General features: G+C 49.2%; 20 protein-coding genes and 2 tRNA genes. 6 read left to right on the forward strand and 16 right to left on the reverse strand.

Annotated features, from left to right (window positions below):
• Positions 1 to 6 precede the first annotated feature (6 nt).
• The 12 genes from OQJ98_00420 to pilM form a co-directional block, all read right to left on the reverse strand.
• Entirely contained in the window at positions 7 to 534 is a 528-nt protein-coding gene (locus OQJ98_00420; GenBank protein ID MCW9054435.1) for a prepilin-type N-terminal cleavage/methylation domain-containing protein, read from the reverse strand.
• 23 nt (positions 535 to 557) lie between these two features.
• Entirely contained in the window at positions 558 to 1133 is a 576-nt protein-coding gene (locus tag OQJ98_00425) for a type II secretion system GspH family protein (GenBank protein MCW9054436.1), read from the reverse strand.
• Positions 1134 to 1136: 3 nt separating this feature from the next.
• The gene (locus OQJ98_00430; GenBank protein MCW9054437.1) at positions 1137 to 1748 is read right to left on the reverse strand and encodes a prepilin-type N-terminal cleavage/methylation domain-containing protein; all 612 of its coding nucleotides are present in this window, start codon (positions 1746 to 1748) and stop codon (positions 1137 to 1139) included.
• The gene (locus OQJ98_00435) at positions 1745 to 2548 is read right to left on the reverse strand and encodes a prepilin peptidase (protein MCW9054438.1); all 804 of its coding nucleotides are present in this window, start codon (positions 2546 to 2548) and stop codon (positions 1745 to 1747) included. Before OQJ98_00435 ends, OQJ98_00430 begins: the two co-directional genes overlap by 4 nt.
• 90 nt (positions 2549 to 2638) lie before the next feature.
• Complete coding sequence (locus OQJ98_00440) at positions 2639 to 3085, reverse strand: prepilin-type N-terminal cleavage/methylation domain-containing protein (GenBank protein MCW9054439.1); 447 nt, start codon at positions 3083 to 3085, stop codon at positions 2639 to 2641.
• Between the two features lie 222 nt (positions 3086 to 3307).
• On the reverse strand, positions 3308 to 4516 hold the full coding sequence (locus OQJ98_00445) for a type II secretion system F family protein (protein ID MCW9054440.1): 1209 nt from the start codon (positions 4514 to 4516) through the stop codon (positions 3308 to 3310).
• A gap of 4 nt (positions 4517 to 4520) precedes the next feature.
• Positions 4521 to 5582, reverse strand: a complete 1062-nt coding sequence (locus OQJ98_00450; protein ID MCW9054441.1) for a PilT/PilU family type 4a pilus ATPase — start codon at positions 5580 to 5582, stop codon at positions 4521 to 4523.
• A 31-nt stretch (positions 5583 to 5613) separates the two neighbouring features.
• On the reverse strand, positions 5614 to 7431 hold the full coding sequence (locus OQJ98_00455; GenBank protein ID MCW9054442.1) for a GspE/PulE family protein: 1818 nt from the start codon (positions 7429 to 7431) through the stop codon (positions 5614 to 5616).
• 141 nt (positions 7432 to 7572) lie between these two features.
• Positions 7573 to 7884 carry a hypothetical protein gene (locus OQJ98_00460; GenBank protein MCW9054443.1) on the reverse strand — a complete coding sequence of 104 codons (312 nt, stop codon included), beginning with the start codon at positions 7882 to 7884 and terminating at the stop codon, positions 7573 to 7575.
• A 2-nt stretch (positions 7885 to 7886) separates the two neighbouring features.
• On the reverse strand, positions 7887 to 8426 hold the full coding sequence (locus OQJ98_00465; protein ID MCW9054444.1) for a hypothetical protein: 540 nt from the start codon (positions 8424 to 8426) through the stop codon (positions 7887 to 7889).
• A 1-nt stretch (position 8427) separates the two neighbouring features.
• The gene (locus OQJ98_00470) at positions 8428 to 9039 is read right to left on the reverse strand and encodes a hypothetical protein (GenBank protein MCW9054445.1); all 612 of its coding nucleotides are present in this window, start codon (positions 9037 to 9039) and stop codon (positions 8428 to 8430) included.
• 30 nt (positions 9040 to 9069) lie between these two features.
• Positions 9070 to 10218, reverse strand: a complete 1149-nt coding sequence (gene pilM, locus OQJ98_00475; GenBank protein ID MCW9054446.1) for a type IV pilus assembly protein PilM — start codon at positions 10216 to 10218, stop codon at positions 9070 to 9072.
• A 95-nt stretch (positions 10219 to 10313) separates the two neighbouring features.
• Here pilM and OQJ98_00480 point away from each other — a divergent pair, with 95 nt between their 5' ends.
• The 5 genes from OQJ98_00480 to recG all read left to right on the forward strand — a co-directional run bounded on the left by OQJ98_00480 (position 10314) and on the right by recG (position 15603).
• Positions 10314 to 10949 carry a ComF family protein gene (locus OQJ98_00480; GenBank protein ID MCW9054447.1) on the forward strand — a complete coding sequence of 212 codons (636 nt, stop codon included), beginning with the start codon at positions 10314 to 10316 and terminating at the stop codon, positions 10947 to 10949.
• A gap of 72 nt (positions 10950 to 11021) precedes the next feature.
• Positions 11022 to 11108, forward strand: a tRNA-Ser gene (locus OQJ98_00485).
• 289 nt (positions 11109 to 11397) lie between these two features.
• Entirely contained in the window at positions 11398 to 11799 is a 402-nt protein-coding gene (locus OQJ98_00490) for a response regulator (protein ID MCW9054448.1), read from the forward strand.
• Positions 11800 to 11827: 28 nt separating this feature from the next.
• The gene (locus OQJ98_00495; protein MCW9054449.1) at positions 11828 to 13450 is read left to right on the forward strand and encodes an ATP-binding protein; all 1623 of its coding nucleotides are present in this window, start codon (positions 11828 to 11830) and stop codon (positions 13448 to 13450) included.
• Positions 13450 to 15603: an ATP-dependent DNA helicase RecG gene (gene recG / locus OQJ98_00500; protein ID MCW9054450.1), complete on the forward strand. Its 2154-nt coding sequence runs from the start codon at positions 13450 to 13452 to the stop codon at positions 15601 to 15603. Before OQJ98_00495 ends, recG begins: the two co-directional genes overlap by 1 nt.
• A 39-nt stretch (positions 15604 to 15642) precedes the next feature.
• Here the strand turns inward: recG and OQJ98_00505 are convergent, their stop codons facing one another.
• The 3 genes from OQJ98_00505 to OQJ98_00515 form a co-directional block, all read right to left on the reverse strand.
• On the reverse strand, positions 15643 to 15972 hold the full coding sequence (locus tag OQJ98_00505; protein MCW9054451.1) for a hypothetical protein: 330 nt from the start codon (positions 15970 to 15972) through the stop codon (positions 15643 to 15645).
• Positions 15973 to 16083: 111 nt separating this feature from the next.
• Positions 16084 to 16344, reverse strand: a complete 261-nt coding sequence (locus OQJ98_00510) for a hypothetical protein (protein MCW9054452.1) — start codon at positions 16342 to 16344, stop codon at positions 16084 to 16086.
• A gap of 303 nt (positions 16345 to 16647) precedes the next feature.
• Positions 16648 to 16721: transfer RNA gene (locus OQJ98_00515), tRNA-Ile, on the reverse strand.
• A 98-nt stretch (positions 16722 to 16819) separates the two neighbouring features.
• On the opposite strand from OQJ98_00515, the gene OQJ98_00520 reads away from it, so the two are divergent.
• Positions 16820 to 17149, forward strand: a complete 330-nt coding sequence (locus OQJ98_00520) for a hypothetical protein (GenBank protein MCW9054453.1) — start codon at positions 16820 to 16822, stop codon at positions 17147 to 17149.
• Positions 17150 to 17200: 51 nt separating this feature from the next.
• On the opposite strand, the gene ftsH is transcribed toward OQJ98_00520, so the two are convergent.
• Positions 17201 to 19189, reverse strand: coding sequence for an ATP-dependent zinc metalloprotease FtsH (gene ftsH / locus OQJ98_00525; GenBank protein ID MCW9054454.1), 1989 nt, complete (start codon positions 19187 to 19189; stop codon positions 17201 to 17203).
• Positions 19190 to 19212 lie beyond the last annotated feature (23 nt).

Below are 19212 nucleotides of genomic sequence, written 5' to 3' on the forward strand. Positions count from 1 at the left end.
GACTATTTACTGCCAATCAAATATATTCTCAGTAATACTAAAGGTTCGGCTGAACACTCCTGCACTCCACGAGAGAGTGATTGTTATCACCGCTTCTTGGGTATCGATGACCTCGACTGAAACCGATCGAACGAAATAACTCTCCTGGGCACCGCTATCGCCATAGCCATAGAAACCTGTCTCGGCGTTGTACTCAAGCGGCGGACACCCATCGACCGGACAAAGCTCCATATCACCGTCGATTGTATCAATCGTAAACGCCGCGCCATCCGTGCTGGCAAGACCATTGAGCCAGGAGAGTCCCGAGAGCGAATTTTCATCGCGCAGATTGCGAATATACTCAACTGCATCCTGTGCGAGATAAAAGGCAATAACCTGGTCTCGGGCAAATTGCGCCGTTGCGAGCCCGCGAGACGCGATAGTAAGCGGCGCACTAATTGAAAGAAGCAAGATTGATATTGCCACCAGGGTCTCGATTAAGGTAAATCCTCGTTGCTTTCCTTCAGTATTCTTTTGTAGTGTTTTCCTTCTCATAACGTATTGGTAGGCAGTGTTTACTACAAATCAAGAACGCGTTGCGATATTGTTGACTGCAAATTGAAATTGGTAACCGTCCGAGCACTCACTCCTGCAGAACCCTGAATAGTCATCACAATGCGTGGCTGCTTTGTGTCACCCTGTGTGGTGCCGACAACGTAAAATTTCATATCCTCAATAACCACCTCACTGGCAGTGATTGGAATAAATGTCGAACCACCATCTACCGACTTTTCAATACGGTTCGCAACGAAGCGATAAACGACCTGGTCCCCCGGATCGGCCGGATCACCATCAAACTTCTCAAACGCGACCAATACACCACCGCTCGCGCAATCCTCCGGTGAATCAAGGTCGGACGGCACCAATGTGTTGGTGCTGCAGTGGTACGTTGTACCGGCGCGCATATTTCGCGACATGTTTTCAAGTGCAAAATTCAGGTTGTCCTTAATCGAGTTAAGCGCCTGTGCTTTCCGGTTTGCTTCAACCAAAGAAAGAAGCGCACCAATACTAATGGTCATTACCACCGCAAAGAGCGCGACCGCGACCATGATCTCGATGAGTGTAAAACCTCTCTGTTTTCTTATCTCCTTCATATATTAAGATCCGGGCACAACGGATATCTGACCCGTAGATTCTACCGTCACCTCTCGTTCAGCCCCTTGCGGCGACCCCACAACAACTCGCGCACTCTGGTAGACTGTGCCTGCGTCGCCATCTACCCGAATATACGCATCTGGGTCAGGTCGCACAAACGTGATGTCCAGCACGTTGATATTGTCAGTGTCTGAGCATAGCTCGGTAGAGGATACTGTTGTCACACACACGCGTTTGATAGAAAAACCGCGACCGATATTGAAGACTTCTTGAGCTCCATCGTCAGCGTTGTAGATATAATTCTTATCGAGGTCGGCATAGATAAAGTAATCTTGCGGGCTATCCATGTCGAAGTGCACCCCGTAGCCAACATCAAACTGCCCAGAACCAAACCCAAACTCCCGAACCGAAAGACCAAATACCTGCGCCTGCCTAATCGAGAGCCCCACATCATATGCCAAGCTCCCAATGAGGACACTGCCACCAAACGCAGCATAGTTCACCAGCACCACAAGCGTAATCACAACCAGAATCCCAACCGAGACCACAAGCTCGATCATGGAGAAACCACCTTGTGGGTGCTTTGGTCTGATTCGTTGTACGCCGGTGTTCATAAGAGACCAAGGAGATTACCAATTGAGATATGCGAAAAATAAACAATAAAGAAGCTTACGATGATGAAGGGTGCGAACGGTATTTCATTTTTTATTGTAAGCGGTTTCATGCGGAAATACAATTTTCTTTTCCGCAAAAACTTTAAAAGTGCAAGCAAGAAGAGACTTACTGCCGCACCGATCCAAAAAGAAAATACGAATACGGTGATCCCTGCTTCAAGACCCAGCAACCACCCGATACCCAAAAAGAGTTTTGCGTCACCGAGACCAATCCACTTCCCGGAAGAGATATGCCAGAGCAACCACAAAGGGAAAGCGAGAAGCAAACCCGCACTTGCGTCAGAAGGTGTTGGTAAGACCAATGAATAATTTGCAAAATCAATAAAAAGAGAGAGGAATGCGAGAATGATAAAAGAGAATACGAACCTATCGGGAATGATTTTGTGTCGCAGATCATAGACAAGTATGACGACAAGCAACGAACTTACGAGAAACATGCTGAAAACCTCCAGTATTGGGCCGCCTTTGGAGAAGATCAGAAAGAAAAGTGTTGCGGTAGTTATCTCAACGAGTGGGTATTGCCATGAGATCAGACTCCCACATGCACGACATCTCCCTCGCTGAATCGCAAAAGAAAGCACCGGCAAGAGCTCAAGTGAAGAAAGTGTCTTCCCGCATGAAGCACATTGCGATCGCCCACCCAGATCTGTGCCGGTGTTGTGCCTCAATATGACCACATTGAGGAAACTCCCAATGATTGCACCGAAGATGAAGACAAATACGCTGAGCAGTATTTCCATTGGTATTGATTATACCACCCACCAATGAAAAACAGCTTGCCTGCGCAAGCTGTTTTTCTAGAATCCGAGTCCTATAGATCTAAAGACAACCTATGGTTTTACGTCGTAGATCGGATCAGTGCCGGCAAAGTCAGTGCCGCCATTGGTACACTCAGTGCCTGCTGATGCGTCAATGTCTGCGTTAAGCGCGGTATGAGAGGTGTTCTCGAGAGTCGCACCAAGGTGGTAGCTTGAACACGTTGAACCTGAACCAAGTGCCGCGTATGAGTACGCTGATCCACTCTGTGGATCGGTTGGTATTGCCGCGATGTAAGTTGATACCAAAGAAGCGGTTGAGGTTGGATAGTTTGCGTTTGAGTCGAAGTAGAGCTCAAGTGCGAGTTGTAGCTGTTTGACATCTGAGATGCGACGCGCATCGCGCGCCTTTTCTCGCGCACTATTAAGTGATGCGAGGACAACTGATGAGAGAATTCCAATAATAGCAATCACGACCAAGAGCTCAATGAGCGTGAATCCTTGTTTGTTTTTATGGGTCATATTATCTATAAGATGTTTAAGTATGGAGCAAAAGTATCACTCCGAATATTTCAAGCAAAATACCTGCTGCTTTTACTATAGTATACGCCTTTGTGCCCGAGGATACATTGAGCGCTTTGTGGATAACTAGGCACGACTATCGAAGAATCAATCATTAGAAAGCCGGCAAAACGCAACTTGGTGCGCTAAATGAGTTCGCTAACCGGTGATTAACAACGATTCTTAAATACCAGCAGAGATGTTATAGATTGGAATCAACACTGAGGCGAGAAGGAAACCAACCCCCAGGCCAAGAAGCACTATCATTATTGGCTCTATGAGATTGACTAGCGTATCCACTGCCGAATCAACCTCACGTCGGTAGAATTTAGCTAGCGTCTCAAGGATAGATCCAAGCTCGCCGGTCTCCTCGCCCACCTTGACCATCTGCACAAAGATGCCGGGGAATTCTTCGTGTTCTTGAAGTGCTTCTGAGAGTTGCACACCTCCTTTCACTTTTTCATTGATGTCGGAAAGTAGGTCTTCGTAAAGCGGGTTATTGACCACTGATGCGGTAATCTCAACTGCGCGCACCATCTGAATACCACTGGTGAGCATGGTGCTGAAGTTATCAGCAATTCGCGAGAGGAAGAGTGTTCGATAGAGGTCTCCGACATACGGTACTGAAAGTTGGAGCTCTGCGAGCGACAATTTACCGCGGCGCGTTCCTAAGAATCGCCATACGAAGAATGCACCAACTAAAAGTAGGATGATCAGAAACGCGCCGTAGTCGACTAGGAAGGTGCTCATGCCGATAACCACCTTTGTGTAAAAGGGGATGTCCTGCCCTGACTCAAGCAAAATGGCGGTCAGACGCGGAATGACCAACGTAAGCATGAGGATCATCACTGCAACAAACGTCGTGATCACAAATGCCGGATAGATGAGTGCGTTGCGTGCTTTCCTGCCAACCTCATATGATCGGTCGAGATAATCGGCAAGAAAGGTAAATGTCTTGTCTAACTTTCCAGTCTCCTCACCGGCACGCACCATGCCAACATAGAATGGGGAAAAGATCTTTTGATGTTTTGAAAACGCATTTGAGATTGTTGAACCACTCTGAAGGTCGTCAGCTACGGTAGCGAGTTTCTCGCCAAGTTTTTTATTTGGAGTCTCTGCTGAAAGCAATCGAAACACCCGAAGCGCTGAGACTTGCGCTTCAAAAAGAGTTGCGATCTGTCGTGAGAGGATCACGACGTCCTTGTTTGAGATCGGGTTAAAAATCGTGATTTCTTTATCAAGGATTCCCCCCGTCTCGCCTGCGGGCTTAATCGAAGTGATAGTCAGCCCACGACGCTGGAGAGAGTTGATTGCAACATCAACATTAATCGCGTCAATACTCCCCGACGACGTTTTTCCACTTTGGTCAATGACTTGATAAGTAAAAAGCATAGGATTATAGGTATTTCTCTAAAATCTGCGGGCTGAGCGATCGTGTATACGCGTTCTCGACACTAACTTCACCGCGTCTGACCAGTTCTGCAAGAGAACGATTCAGGTCGATCATGCCCTCTTCAGCACCAGTCTCGATAACTGTATTAATCTCATGGGTCCGCCTCTCGCGGATAAGGTTCGCAACGGCTTTGTTGTTGATTAAGAGTTCATACGCAGGAATAAGCCCGCCAGAGATACGGGGTACCAACCGCTGTGAGAAGATGCCCGCAAGCGAGACGGAAAGCTGAATGCGAATCTGCTCCTGCTGTCCGGGAGGAAAGGAATCTATGATGCGGTCGATGGTCTGCGCGGCGTTGTTTGTGTGAAGTGTTGAGAATACCAAGTGTCCGGTCTCGGCTGCGGTAACCGCTGCTGCCATGGTCTCCGGGCCACGCATCTCACCGATCATGATAACGTCAACGTCTTGTCTGAAGCTTGAGCGCAGCGCGGTCTGGAAGTCTTTGGTATCGATCCGCACCTCTCGCTGGTCGATCATTGCTTTCTTTTGCTCAAACACGTACTCGACCGGGTCTTCGATCGTAATAATATGCTCAGCCCGTTGTGTATTGATAAGCTCAATGAGTGAAGCGAGAGTCGTCGACTTCCCTTGCCCCACCGGACCAACCACAAGGAAGAAACCTTGCTCGCGCTGAGCGAAGTCCATCAAGACTGGCGGCAAACTAAGCTCTTCGAGGGTGCGGATCTCCTTTGGAATGAGGCGCAGCGCGATACTCACCGCACCGCGTTGAAAATAACCGTTACAGCGAAGGCGCGCCTTGCCTTCAAAGTCATATGAAAAATCGATCTCCTGGTCTCTGAGGAACCGCTCACGCTCCTCCTCGTTGATGAGCACTGAGATCAACCCGAGGGTGTCGTCTGCAGTGAGTACCGGTCGTGTGGTAAGCGGCGTCAACACACCTGAGACACGAATCGTCGGGTGGTTCTCCGCCGAGAGGTGCAGGTCCGAACCTCCCTCTTGCATGAGCGTGTCTATGAGATTCTTGATTTCTGATGCGTACTCCATTCTATATGTTCGTTATCATTATATTTGCGCGCTACGTCTGTGGCGACTCTGCCGGTTCTGACATCGCCGGCGCGACCGGAGACTCTGGCGCTTCTTCATCTTCAAGCAAAGTGCCACCAAGTGTATTCACGTCTTTGAAGGGGACAATCTTTTGCGCTGACTTAATAATAGCATCTTCCTTCATGGTGAGCATACCGTTTGAGCGCGCAATCTTGTATATCTCTGTCTCGACCGGGTTGGTGAGGATCACTTGCTCGATATCTTTATTCATCTCAAGGACCTCAAACACCGCGGTACGTCCGTGAACTCCTTGTGGACAAGTGTTCGTTGGTTTTGCTTCGTGTAACATCTCAATCTTGGGAAGCTTTGCCCGCTCAGACTTTGGCAGATCACTAAACTGGTTCTCGATCATTAGTTTCAAGCTGCCATCAACCAAAACAGGGTCAGCAGCACCTTCGCAAATTCTTTGAGTAAGTCGCTGTGCAACTGCAATAACTAAAGTTGGCGCAATCAGGTACGGGTCGACACCCATATCGATGAGGCGCGGGATTACGCCGACTGCGTCGTTCGTGTGAATCGTTGAGAGCACTAAGTGTCCGGTGAGCGCGGCTTGCACCGCGAGTTGTGCGGTCTCTTTGTCACGAATCTCACCGACCATGATAACGTCCGGGTCTTGACGAAGTGTAGTACGCAGACCTGTCGCGAATGTGTACCCGATCTCCGGTCGCACCTGCGACTGCGAGACTCCTTCCATGTTGTACTCGACCGGGTCTTCGAGCGAGAGTACGTTTTTTGATTCACGGTCAAGCTCATTGAGTATCGAGTAGAGAGTAGTTGATTTACCTGATCCAGTCGGGCCGGAAATAAGAATGAGTCCGTATGGTCGCTTAATCGCTTCTTTTACTATAGAGAAGTTGTGTTCGCCGAACCCAATATCTTCAAGTTTCAAGAAGCCCTTTTCTTTATCAAGAATACGCATCACGACCTTCTCACCGTAGTACGTTGGAAATGTTGAGACACGAAAGTCTACTTTGCGCTTATTGACTGTAGCAGAGAAGCGCCCGTCTTGCGGCTTGCGTCTCTCGTCAAGACTCATCGAGGAGAGGATCTTGATACGCGCAACAACAGCTCGATGTACCTTTCGCGGAAGAACAAGGCTGGTGCTGAGCATGCCATCAGTACGAAAACGTACTTTTATCTTTTCTTCGGTCGGCTCAATGTGAATATCTGACGCACTCCCATCAACAGCATATCCAACAATGGTCGCGACGATTTTGGTAACAGGCGCATCTTCCACAAGATGCGCAACACCATCAGGCGCATCGATGTCCCCGGAAATATCCTGCTCATCAATACTCAAAGACTCGGTTGGCTCAGCTTCAAGTTCAGTTTCAAGTTCAGAGAGCGCCTTACCCACCTCACCAGTAAGCCCTTGGTACATCCCAAGGACCCTCTGCAGATCCGCCTCGGATATCAGAAAGACTTTATACGGCAGATTGACTTTTGAAGATATAAAATTGAGGGCATCGAGCGCTTCAATATTGTCCGGATCAACGATTCCAACCTCAAGCACCCCGTCAACGACACCGAGTGGTACAAAGTTGTAATGAATCGCTGATTCCTCAGGGATATACTTGAGTACCTCAAACGATACTTTTTCTTCACCAATGACACGGGTTGGCACGTTTAATATCTCTCCTTTGACACTGAGGATGTCCTCAGGGACGACCCCCCGTTTCACCAACACACTCTCTATAGATTCGCCCGTCTTCGCTGCTTCAGCATTAATCGCCGCAACATCGCCGGATGATATTGTGTTGCGCTCTGCAAGCGCGCCTAGTAGATCCATCCTGTTTGGAGACAGGTCGCGACCCTGGTGACCTGTGTTGGGTTATTGTTTGTAATTCTCTCGACCATATCCATTGTGTCTATTATTTATTCCGTGTGAGTGTGGTCTCTGACGGAATCCATGAATCTTTGGTGCTTTTTGCTACTCTCCTGTACCAACCGGTGCGAACGGATTCGGTCTTCCGGTTGGCTGCGGAATCAACTCTTGACCAAAGTCGGTCAGACTCTGAAACGCAGCATCATCAAAGAGTGCCTTATCGAGTCTGATTGACTTAAGGTTCACAAGAAGTATAGGAAGCTCATTGCCCTCGCGGGCTGCACCGGAAGGTTTTTGAGATACGAGCACCGAACCATCATTGCCACTAGTGAAAAATAGTGAATACAAGACAAAACCAATAACAATAAGCACTAAGACAATGATGAGCGTTTTATATTTTTGCAGAAGTTCCATCATGATTATTTGAGCCAATATGTTCGTAAACTTACACCAAAGGTATATGCGTCTCCCTCATCAGATTTGAACGACAAGCCGACAACATCGACAATGCGCAGACTGGATTCGAGGTCTTTCAGGAAGCGGATAAAATCATCATACCGTGCCGCAACTGAGAAACTGAGCACAACAGAATCAGTCGCACCGGCGCCAGCTGCAATAATATTTGTTGCCTCGGAGCCCGCGCCCGAGACGGTTACATTACGTGTGCGCATGTTGTATTTCGACGCGATGCTATCGATATCAAGGATAAGTCGCACATTATCAACATTGTCAGGAAGTAGCTTCTCAAGGCGGTTGAGGTCGTTTTGAGAAAAGGTGTTATACCGAGAAAGAAGTGAGTCACGAAGGTCTTGCAACTCGCGCGACTGAGTCAACGCCTCATCATACTGCGCTTCTTCAACCCGAAGCTTTTGGATACCTTCGTATGATGGTCGCACATACCCAAAGAAAAGTCCGAGTGCGGTAGCGACGAGTATGATTGGTGTGATTGTGCGCAACATACTATTGTTCTATGTTTAGTGATCCGGCGGCCACCTGCTCGGTGTACTCGAGCTCAGATGGGTCAAGAATCGCCGTTACATTAAAGACAGCTCTTCCTTCTTGATTGATGTTTAGGTTTGAGAATATCGGCTCACGGATCATTCTGCTCTTCCCGAAGATGTCAGCCTGAAGTGCAACCCCGCTGAAATCATCAGCCACTCCCTTCATGCTGATACTGATACGCCCTTCGCCAATACGCGTTAGACTGAACTCACTGAAACGCACACTCTTGAGCGTAAGCCCTTCGAGCTCTTCGAAAAATGCAGAGGGGCTCAAGTGTTCATCAAGAATGCCTTCTGCTTCCTTGATCCGTGAATCAAGCCGAACAAGCTCACGGATAAGTGCCGGCTCAAACGCAGCCTGGGCACGCGTAAGAGTCTCTGACTTACGGGTAATACTGGCATCAAGCAACTGCGCGTAGAGAAATGTGCCAACAGAGAGCACTACCGCACCAAGCGCAAGGGTTAGCGCAAGAAGAGAGAGGATGCCGAGCGAACCGGCACGTCGTTTCTCTACCGTTGCGGCGGCGAGAGTCTTCTTGGGGATGAATGATGTCCGGAATTTCGGCTCCATACTCTGTAATAAATGTACCTTATTGGTCTATTATTTAAGCTCTTCGAGTTTGCGAAGTGCGGCACCAACCGCGACAGCGAACTCCGGCCCAACCTGCTTCAAAACGTTTTCAAGGAATGCGGGTGTTTGTGTCTTTGCGAACGGATCTGCGATGATGACATCGGTACTAAAGTGATTTTTTGCTTCTTCTTGCAATCCTTTCAGTACCGCACCACCTCCAGTGAATATTACTTTGCCAATACTGCGATTATACTTTCGCTGGTAATTTAATAGTACCCTATTCGCTTGTGAAAATATATATTCAAGTGTTAATAAAATAGTTTTGCGCGTCTGCGGATTGTTAGTGTCATTCAATAGCCCAACCTCACGCTTTGTTTTCTCTGCATTAATAACACTTGTGCTGTCCGAGCGCGAGAGCGCGAGGGTAATATCTTGCGACCCCTTGTTAATGAGGTGCGATACCTTCACGATACCGAACTCAACGATGTACACTTTGGTGGATGCTGCACCAATATCGATGACCATGACTGGCTCAACCCCCTGTCCGAGAACCGCGCGAATGGTACTAAAGATCTCTATCTCGTAAAAAGAGACATCGAGCCCAACATCCTTTAATACCTGCTGATATTTATTGAGTGTCTCCTTATGTATCGCAACAAGGAGTACCTGGACCTTCTCTTGAGCTGACGCGCTCTGCTCTGCCTCTTCTCTCGAGAGATACTGCTCCTCTTCTTCGGGGATAACGAACCAGTCGAGCGTTACCTCAGAAATCGGGACAGGGATATATTTACGAGCTTCAATCGGTATCATATTCGCGAGTTGTCCTTTATCCACCTTCGGAAGTGTGATCACGGTAATAAGGCTCGCACTAAACGGTATCGAAACGCCGCAGGAAGTTGCGGTAACGTTCGCCTCCGCAATAATATCCTTGAGTGCTTCAGCGAGTTTCTCGGGCGACAGGTTTGTCGCACGACCCACCTCCATATCGGCATAAGGACCGAGGGCGAGCTCACCATAGGTCTCTAAAACTGCGGTACCTCGTCTACGCTTAAGCTGTACCACTTTGATCGAAGACGATCCAACATCAACACCGAGGATGCTTTTCGTGTCCTTGCCGGGCACCAACGATTGAAAGAGAGAGGTTGCCGTCTGAACGATTGTCTGTAGGGGGTTTTCCATAACACTTAGTATAAAGTTAAACCTTGAAAGTTGAAAGTGGATGACAATAAGAGGAGGGTTTAAAAAACTGGAATATTCTCTGTTATGCTAGATACATGATGCACTCCTTTTTCGAGAGATTGTTCAACCTTATATTTCCGCCGACAGCGATTGAGCGAGAGATCCGCTCACTCACACCAGCATCGCTCGCCGAGAGGTTTAACCCAATCGAAGCGCATGGCGTAACTGCACTCTTCTCGTACCATGATCCGCTGATTAAACAGATGGTCTGGCGTCTTAAATATAAAAATGACCGATACGTGGCAAAGCTCTTCGGTGAGCTACTTCGCGAATTCCTCCTCGAGGAATTCGCGGACTCCTATATATATGATAGTGACACGCCGATTATTGTTGTCCCGCTTCCGCTCTCCTTCTTTCGGCGCGCTTCCCGCGGGTACAACCAAGCCGAGCTCGTCGTACGCGAGCTACAAGGGCTCGATGGCATTGCGGTGCAGACTGATATCCTCAAGCGCGTGCGCTACACCAAGCCACAAACGTCACTTCGCTCGCAAAGAGCGCGCAGAGAGAACATTAAAGGTTCTTTCCGCGTGCATGCGAGCAAAAATATTGCCAGGGCACACATCGTTCTCGTTGATGACGTCCTCACAACAGGGAGTACACTTCGCGAAGCGAAGCGAGCACTCAAGGACGCTGGGGTGAAAAAAGTCAGTTGCTTGGCGCTCGCACATTAGGATAGAGGCTTCTCATGAAGCGTTGAGTGGAGCTTACTGAGGCCACGAAAATGTGGTACTATAGCGAAACTTGGAGATGTGGCTGAGTGGTCGAAAGCGCCTCACTGCTAACGAGGTGACCTGTAAAAGGGTCCGTGGGTTCGAATCCCACCGTCTCCGCAACATATGAAGACAACCCCGATTGAGGGGTTGTTTTCATGTGTCGACAATAGATGCGATGGCGGGATTCGAAAGACGGAGGCGGTCTACGATTTTATGAAACAAAATTGTCGCCGAGTCGGGGTCGAGAGTACTTAGTATTTTACAAGCGTAGCGTGGTAAAATATTTAGTAACTCGTGACCGAATCCTACCGTCTCCGCATCTAACGGCTAGCCGTAGGAGCTACCTTATTCATACCGATTCTATAGCCCTTTAGTGAAGTTGTGTGTTAAAATGCAACGATAAGACATGGACAACAACCAAGAAAAACCACAAGAAACAAGTACGGTCCTCATTATAGAGGATGACAATTTCATTGGTAGCATCCTTCAAAAGAAACTGATGAATAATGGTTTCAGATCGCTACTAACTCCGACAGGAGCCGAAGGATTATCAACCCTTGAGAAAGAGGCAGTTGATATTGTCCTCCTAGATATACTCTTGCCTGAGATGGACGGTTTTGAAGTTCTTCAAAAAATAAAGGGAAATCCAAAGACCCAGGGAGTCCCAGTTATTATGCTCTCCAACCTTGACCAACCAGAAGATGTCCAGAAAAGCATGAAGCTTGGCGCTGAGGATTATCTTGTTAAGGCGAACTTCACAACGGACAAGATCATTCATAAAATTCATGGTGTACTTGCAAAAAAATAGCTGGGCATAGTGCACCACGCGCGTTCTCATGACCTTCTTTAGTATCTCAGCACTCATAAACTTCATTGTATCTCTTGGATCAGGAGTATTTATCCTTAGAAAGAACCGCGACTCTAAAGTATACCGATCATTTGCATTATTCTGTCTGAGCGTCGCTATTTGGAGCGGCTTTTATTTTCTCTGGCAGGTCAGTACAGACGCATCTTCGGCACTCTTCTTCTCACGCGCACTCATGGCGGCCGCAATATGGATCCCGTTGCTTTACTTTATCTTCACGTTGCGTTTTCTTGATCAGTACGAAAAGTGGAAGAGGTTTGTATATGTAGGCATTGCGGTATTTTCTGTATTCTTTGTTGCAAACTTTACCCAATATTTTGTAGAAGGAGTCGCCCCGGCGCTCTCATTTAAGTTCTGGCCAACGCCGGGAATACTCTTCCTTCCATTTCTTGTCCTGTGGTTTGCATATCTTGCAGGCAGCACCCTCCTTCTCTTCCGTGAATTCATGGATTCAACCGGGCTACGCCGTGAGCAAGCAAGTATCATACTGGTAGGGATCACAAGTGGGTTTGTTGCGGGCACAACAAACTACCTCATGTGGTACGGTATCCCCATTCCGCCTTACGGCAATGTCCTTGTTTCGGTATACGTTGGTCTATCTGTATACGCTCTCGTCAAAAGCTATTTGTTTAACATCCAACTCCTCACGGTCGAGCTTCTTGTATTCCTCATCAGCGGAAGCATCTTCGCCAATCTTATTCTCCGGAAAAACACAGAGGGGATCGTCTTCGATATCGGCATTCTCGTTTTTGTCATAATTGTCGGGACCATCATTATCAAAAGTGTACTCAAAGAATCCAAACGAAAACTTGAGCTTCAGGAATTATCTGAGAAACTCAAAGAAGCGAACCTTCGCCTTCAGGAGATCGATCACATGAAATCCGAGTTTGTTGCAACAACTGCACACGAGCTACGCACCCCTCTTTCCGCAGCTAAGTGGGCAATCAACATGGTGCTCTCGGGTGAGGCGGGTGAGATAAATGAGGAGCAAAAAGAGCTGCTTGATAAGGGGTACCAGAGCAGCGAACGTATAACCAAACTTGTTAACAACCTGCTCAACACATCGCGCATGGAGTCAGGAAAGTTTCAGTACGAGTTTAAAGAAGAGTCTCTTGACGAGATTCTCTCCAGTATACACAAGAGTTTCGAGCAACAAGCAAAAGATAAAAATATAACGCTCAACTACACTCATGAAGAGAAACCCTTACCAAACATTATGCTCGATGCTGAGAAATTGAAGACGGCAATTGAGAACCTTGTCGACAACGCTATGAAATATACCGAGCCCGGCGACAAGATTGAGATTATCTCTCGAACAAGGGATGGGGTAGTATATATAGATATAGTAGATACCGGTATAGGCATCCCAGAGAGACAGGTGCCACAACTATTCTCTCGCTTCTTCCGAGCCAAAAATGCTGTTAAGGTGCGGCCTGATGGAACCGGACTCGGTCTCTACATCAGTAAACAAATAGTGGAGAAACACGGCGGAAGAATCTGGATTAACTCCAAAGAAGGCGAAGGTACTGAGGTTCACATTACTCTTCCTCAGAACGCTGAACCGGAAAAACTTACGCCTGATACAACGGTATAATGCAACTCACTGACTCGATTGAGAAACACTTTCGCCTGGTTGAGACACAGAAGAAGGCGCTTAAGTGTCTTGGGCTCACTACTATTGAGTCGCTCCTCTACCACCTCCCTTCTCGCTACGAGAATGTATCTGAGATCATGCGCGTTTCAGACCTCAAGAAAGACGACGCGGCGATCCTCTATGGCACCCTCTCAGGGCTCAAAACCAAGAAGTCGTTTCGCTTGCGCACACCCATCTCCGAAGCGCAGTTTCGTGACGAATCCGGCTCAATCAAGATTACATGGTTCCACCAGCCGTACATCGCGAAAATGTATGAGGGCGCAACACACGTAAAGCTCACTGGGAAAGTCACTGGTGATACAGACAGTCTCTACATCGCCAACCCGGAGATCGAGCGGATTGATGCGATTCCCGTTGAGACGCATGGACTCTTTGCAAATGGAGACGGTGCATCAGACTTCTACGCAATCTACCCCGAGAGCAAAGGAATAACCTCCAAGTGGTTCTACCACAACATGCGCAAGATACTTGAAGGAGGTATTCTCGAACAGATTACTGACCCGGTGCCGGAAGAGATCCTCAAGCGCTACAATCTTCCTTCACTCACGACTGCGCTCGTATGGATACACACGCCGAGATCTGAGAAAGATAGCTTGGCGGCGCGTAAGCGCTTCGCGTTTAACGAGGTCTTTTTCATCCAGCTCTTCAAGCAACAAGAACGACACGAGAACAATGAGAAACACTCGCTCCGGGTCACCGTCGACGAAGCGCGTATCAAGGAATTCGTGGAGCGTTTCCCGTTTGAGCCGACCGACTCGCAAAAGAGTGCGATTGACTCAATCGCTGAGGACTTCAAAAAAGAACACCCGATGTCGCGCCTCCTTGAAGGAGACGTTGGCTCCGGAAAGACTGCTGTCGCCGCGACCACCGTCTACGCGGTGACCACCTCGCGCCCCGAGGGGCAGGACTTCGGCGCGCTCCAAACAGCATACATGGTGCCGACCGAGATCCTCGCCAAACAGCACTTCGAGTCGTTCATCGAGTACTTCAACCACATGCCGGTCTCGATCGCGCTTATCACTTCAAGCGGGTGTAAGAAGTTCCCGTCCAAGGTCGACCCAAGTAAGGCGACTGAGATCTCACGCGCGCAACTCCTTAAGTGGGTGAAGAATGGTGAGATCCCGATCGTTATTGGGACACATTCGCTCATCCAAAAGACGGTAGAGTTCAAGAACCTCGCGTACGTCATTATCGACGAGCAACACCGCTTCGGTACCATCCAGCGGCAGACGCTTGCGCGCAAGGATGACCGCGCGCCGCACCTGCTCTCGATGACCGCAACCCCGATTCCGCGCACGCTCGCGCTCACTATCTATGGCGACCTTGACCTCACCGTCCTCGACGAGATGCCACACGGCAGGAAACCAATCAGGACTGAGATTGTGGTCCCCGACGGACGCACAAAAACCTATGAGAAGATCCGCACCGAGCTTGAAGCTGGTCGCCAGGCGTACGTCATCTGCCCGCGCATCGACGAGCCGGATCCGAAGAAAGCGCTCGCGCTTAACGCAAAGTCGGTGACCGCGGAAGCAGCACGATTAAAGAAAGACGTGTTTCCTGAGTACGAGATCGGCATCCTCCACAGCAAGCTCACCCCCGCCAAGAAAGAAGAGGTGATGAATGCGTTTGCTGCGGGTGATATTGATATCCTCGTTGCGACGTCGGTCGTTGAGGTTGGGGTCAATGTGCCGAACGCGACCGTAATCGTGATTGAAGGTGCGGAGCGCTTCGGGCTCGCGCAGCTCCACCAGCTGCGCGGCCGCGTTATCCGCAGCAACCACCAGGCGCATTGTTTTGTTTTCTCGGAAAGCAAATCAAAAAAGAGTGTTGAGCGACTTAGGGCACTCGCAACCGCAAAGAACGGCTTCGACCTGGCAGAGTTTGACCTTACACTGCGCGGCGCAGGAGAGCTCTATGGCAAGAAGCAGTGGGGGCTCTCCGACATTGGCATGGAAGCCATTAAGAATGTAAAGATGGTCGAGGCGGCGCGCAGTGAAGCAGAGAAACTTATTAACCTCGACCCAACGCTCGTAAAACACCCTGACCTCAGACGACACGTCGAAGAAAAAGTGGAAGCGTCACATTTTGAATAAAAATACGCCCGCAGCTTTGGCTGCGGGCGCTTCTGGTGCCTACATTCTCCACGAGCGCTCATGGAGAAAATAGAGGATACCAAAGGTGAGATGCATAACGCCGCCGACGAGCATAGTCCACGACAAACTGAGACCGTTCGCCAAATAGAGTCCGCATGGCATAACCAGCATCGATCCGAACCATGCTATTAAAATCATCGCCGCGCCATCTTGGTAATACTCCCCTGTTTCCTCATCAAACACATTCGCAATGGCGGGGATAAACCATGTCACCCACTGTAAAAGCAGGATGGAGGCGTACTTCACGGAAAGTCCCAGATGCCGAATCGGCGCAACGGGAGAAATCCGAGGTCCAATTTGAATATACATAACCTGGCTCCTTCAGACTGTTTCTGCGGACAGGCTATCACACAGGACTCTAAAAAGCCACTCGCATACTCTCGGGCTCGATATGCATAACAATAAGAAAACGCCCTTGGATTACACCAAGGGCGTTTTGATAAAAACATAGAGCGTGCCAGACATGAGATAAAAACCAACCATGATCGCGCAAAGTGATGGCACCGATGTCACAAACGAGAGGACCAGGAGGAGTGAGGTAATCATTCCATAGAGCATGAGAATGCCCACTACGTCAGCCTTAAGGAGCTCATCGATATTTTTGTTTTTAATGTCTCCGATTGCGAAGACAATCCACGCAATAAGCACCTTGGAGGTCTTGAAGATCAAGTGTCTGTTCATGCGTCTTCCTTTCTCTTTGGCGTGTATCTAGTCGTGAAAATACCACATATTTCTATATATAGCAATACCTCTTATAACACGACATGCGCGCTATAGTGACGGGAGTATGAGCTTACAAATGAGTAAACAAGAAGTGCTCTTGTGGTAAACCTAGGACCGCCAGGATATAACATTCGTGGGATTGGTTCACTCGGTCAAAATAAAGTAATAATCTCAGATTTGTGAGCGTACCAGGATTTGAACCTGGGACCGCGGAGATATATTTCATATATTCTCTACATTCGAGTGAACTGCAAACATTTGTCCGTCCTCCAGGATTTGAACCTGGGACCGCCAAGATATAAGCTTGGTGCTCTAACCAACTGAGCTAAGGACGGAATGCAAGAACTATACCGTAAAGTTGGACTTCTTTGAAGCTCTCATCGTCTGTGCTACAGTGGCATCAGTTTTGTTCCAATGAACCGAGGAAAATGACATGCTTTACCGAATCGCAAAGTTGGTTATGACCAGCTACTCGATCATTGGGTCTCTTCTTGGGGCTCTCGTCGGATTCGTCATCTTTTTGGTGATCTACATCCTTCCGCTTCTCGCTTTCATCATCAACCTTTGCTGGACGCCAGTCATCGCTATCCGTGCATTCGGGCGTCTCGGGAAATATGGGGTTCCCTTTGGGGAAACATGGCGCAACGAGATCCGCGAGACCAAGAAAGCTTGGCGGGACGTCGTTGAAGGCTTCCATTTCATCTTTTGCGAAGCTCCGCAAAACATCTTCGACAATCTCCGCCGCACGCTCAGTGCTGCCTAGCCGGCGACAACGTAAAAGGGCCAGCATCCGCTGGCCCTTTCTTTTGTTTGCCTATTCGCTGTGTTCGATATCCTCTTTTTTCTTCGGGGTGATGCCGTTTGCGATGAGGAGTTTTTCAAATTCATCGCGTTCAAGCGTCTCTACCTTAACGAGCTCCTGCGCGATCGCGTCGAGTGCACCGCGGTGTTTGGTGAGGATGTCCTCTGCCTTCTTATACGCATCGTCAATTATTTTGTGCACCTCGGCATCGATCTCCGCTGAGACCTTCTCGGAGTACTCTTTTCCGTCGATACCGGAGCCCATGAGCGCGCGACCACCCTCTCCCTCAAGCGCGACCGGCCCGATCTTATCTGACATACCGTATTTGGTCACCATGTTGCGCGCGAGCGCAGTGAGCACCTGGAGGTCATTCGATGGACCAGTCGTCACATCATCAAAAACCATCTGCTCAGCGATGTACCCACCAAGCGTCGTCGCTATATCATCGAGAAACTCTTTCTTTGACTGCATCCTCCGCTCATCAAACGGGAGCTTGAGTGTGTAGCCTGCAGCGCGACCACGCGAGATGATCGAGATCTTGTGTACCGGGTCAGCGTACGGCAACACGCTTGAGACAAGTGCGTGCCCCGCTTCATGGTACGCGGTGATCTCCTTTTCTTTTGTATTCAAAACATGACTCTTGCGCTCTGGGCCGAGCATCACCTTCTCGATTGCGCGAATGAGGTCGTACTGAGTCACCTTCTTGCGATTCTCACGTGCCGCCAAAATCGCACCTTCGTTCATGAGTGAGTAGAGGTCGGCCCCCGAGAAACCAGGCGTACGCTCGGCGATCACGGTAAGGTCAACGTCTGAGTAGAGTGGCTTCTTGCGCGCGTGGATCTTGAGGATTGCTTCACGGTCAGAGCGGTCCGGCAGGTCAACAGTCACCCGGCGGTCAAATCGCCCCGGGCGAAGGAGTGCAGGGTCAAGGACGTCCGGGCGGTTGGTCGCCGCCATCACGATCACCTTTTCATTCGGCTCAAATCCATCCATCTCCACAAGGATCTGGTTGAGCGTCTGCTCGCGCTCGTCATTACCACCCCCGACTCCTGTGCCACGCACACGCCCCACTGCATCAATCTCGTCGACAAAGATGATCGCCGGGGCGGACTGCTTCGCGAGCTTGAAGAGATCGCGTACACGAGATGCTCCAACGCCGACGAACATCTCGACGAACTCTGAACCGGAGATCGAAAAGAACGGCACGCCAGCTTCACCTGCGACCGCGCGCGCGAGCAAGGTCTTCCCGGTTCCCGGTGCACCCATGAGGATAATCCCCTTCGGGATTTGCGCGCCAATCGCGATAAACTTCTTTGGGTTCTTAAGAAAATCAACAATCTCAACAAGTTCTTCTTTCGCTTCCTTTGCACCGGCAACATCTTTAAACGTTACTTTCTGGCTCTGGTCATTCGGGTCAATGATGCGCGCCTTTGATTGCCCGAATGAGAATGCTTGCATGCCGGCGCCTTTCACCTGCCGTGAGAGGTACCATATGAAGAATGCGATGAGGAATATTGGGATGAGGAAAGGCGCAAGTGAAAAGAACCAGAATTTAAACCCACTCGGGTCTTTCACTTCAACACTCACCTCTCCCAACTCATCGTGAGTGACGCCATAGTTGGCAAGCGTCTCGGTGAGTGCGGTATTAGCTTCTTTCTTCGACTCTTTCTCAGTAGGCTCCTCACCCTCCTCGGCAACATACGTGGCTACCACTCTCTCGCCACTTACCACAATCGAAGAGACTTCTCCTGCCTGTATATCTCGCGCAAGCTCAGAGATAGGGATGTTTTTGGTCCCCTCTTCGCGACCAACAATGAATGAGTATGTGCTCACCAAAATAAGGAGGAGGAGGAGTGTGCTGAGCAGGTTCGCCCAGAACTGCTGACGTTCAGGGAGTTTTGGCATCTCGGACGAAGGCTTCTTCTCACCCTTCTTCGGATTTTGTCCGGTGTTTTTTGCGGCTTTTTTCTTACCGCTGTGATTTTTTCCAAAGAGGTCCATAGTCGTGCCATTATACATTAAAA

The organism is Candidatus Paceibacterota bacterium, assembly GCA_026195275.1.
Taxonomy (GTDB): Bacteria; Patescibacteriota; Minisyncoccia; order Phycocordibacterales; family JABMNX01; genus JABMNX01.

What these genes read in the sequence shown, in the direction of transcription:
- OQJ98_00420 (MCW9054435.1), bottom strand. Translation starts at nt 534, where the DNA reads ATGAGAAGGAAAACACTACAAAAGAATACTGAAGGAAAGCAACGAGGA.
- OQJ98_00425 (MCW9054436.1), bottom strand. Translation starts at nt 1,133, where the DNA reads ATGAAGGAGATAAGAAAACAGAGAGGTTTTACACTCATCGAGATCATG.
- OQJ98_00430 (MCW9054437.1), bottom strand. Translation starts at nt 1,748, where the DNA reads ATGAACACCGGCGTACAACGAATCAGACCAAAGCACCCACAAGGTGGT.
- OQJ98_00435 (MCW9054438.1), bottom strand. Translation starts at nt 2,548, where the DNA reads ATGGAAATACTGCTCAGCGTATTTGTCTTCATCTTCGGTGCAATCATT.
- OQJ98_00440 (MCW9054439.1), bottom strand. Translation starts at nt 3,085, where the DNA reads ATGACCCATAAAAACAAACAAGGATTCACGCTCATTGAGCTCTTGGTC.
- OQJ98_00445 (MCW9054440.1), bottom strand. Translation starts at nt 4,516, where the DNA reads ATGCTTTTTACTTATCAAGTCATTGACCAAAGTGGAAAAACGTCGTCG.
- OQJ98_00450 (MCW9054441.1), bottom strand. Translation starts at nt 5,582, where the DNA reads ATGGAGTACGCATCAGAAATCAAGAATCTCATAGACACGCTCATGCAA.
- OQJ98_00455 (MCW9054442.1), bottom strand. Translation starts at nt 7,431, where the DNA reads ATGGATCTACTAGGCGCGCTTGCAGAGCGCAACACAATATCATCCGGC.
- OQJ98_00460 (MCW9054443.1), bottom strand. Translation starts at nt 7,884, where the DNA reads ATGATGGAACTTCTGCAAAAATATAAAACGCTCATCATTGTCTTAGTG.
- OQJ98_00465 (MCW9054444.1), bottom strand. Translation starts at nt 8,426, where the DNA reads ATGTTGCGCACAATCACACCAATCATACTCGTCGCTACCGCACTCGGA.
- OQJ98_00470 (MCW9054445.1), bottom strand. Translation starts at nt 9,039, where the DNA reads ATGGAGCCGAAATTCCGGACATCATTCATCCCCAAGAAGACTCTCGCC.
- pilM (MCW9054446.1), bottom strand. Translation starts at nt 10,218, where the DNA reads ATGGAAAACCCCCTACAGACAATCGTTCAGACGGCAACCTCTCTCTTT.
- OQJ98_00480 (MCW9054447.1), top strand. Translation starts at nt 10,314, where the DNA reads ATGATGCACTCCTTTTTCGAGAGATTGTTCAACCTTATATTTCCGCCG.
- OQJ98_00490 (MCW9054448.1), top strand. Translation starts at nt 11,398, where the DNA reads ATGGACAACAACCAAGAAAAACCACAAGAAACAAGTACGGTCCTCATT.
- OQJ98_00495 (MCW9054449.1), top strand. Translation starts at nt 11,828, where the DNA reads ATGACCTTCTTTAGTATCTCAGCACTCATAAACTTCATTGTATCTCTT.
- recG (MCW9054450.1), top strand. Translation starts at nt 13,450, where the DNA reads ATGCAACTCACTGACTCGATTGAGAAACACTTTCGCCTGGTTGAGACA.
- OQJ98_00505 (MCW9054451.1), bottom strand. Translation starts at nt 15,972, where the DNA reads ATGTATATTCAAATTGGACCTCGGATTTCTCCCGTTGCGCCGATTCGG.
- OQJ98_00510 (MCW9054452.1), bottom strand. Translation starts at nt 16,344, where the DNA reads ATGAACAGACACTTGATCTTCAAGACCTCCAAGGTGCTTATTGCGTGG.
- OQJ98_00520 (MCW9054453.1), top strand. Translation starts at nt 16,820, where the DNA reads ATGCTTTACCGAATCGCAAAGTTGGTTATGACCAGCTACTCGATCATT.
- ftsH (MCW9054454.1), bottom strand. Translation starts at nt 19,189, where the DNA reads ATGGACCTCTTTGGAAAAAATCACAGCGGTAAGAAAAAAGCCGCAAAA.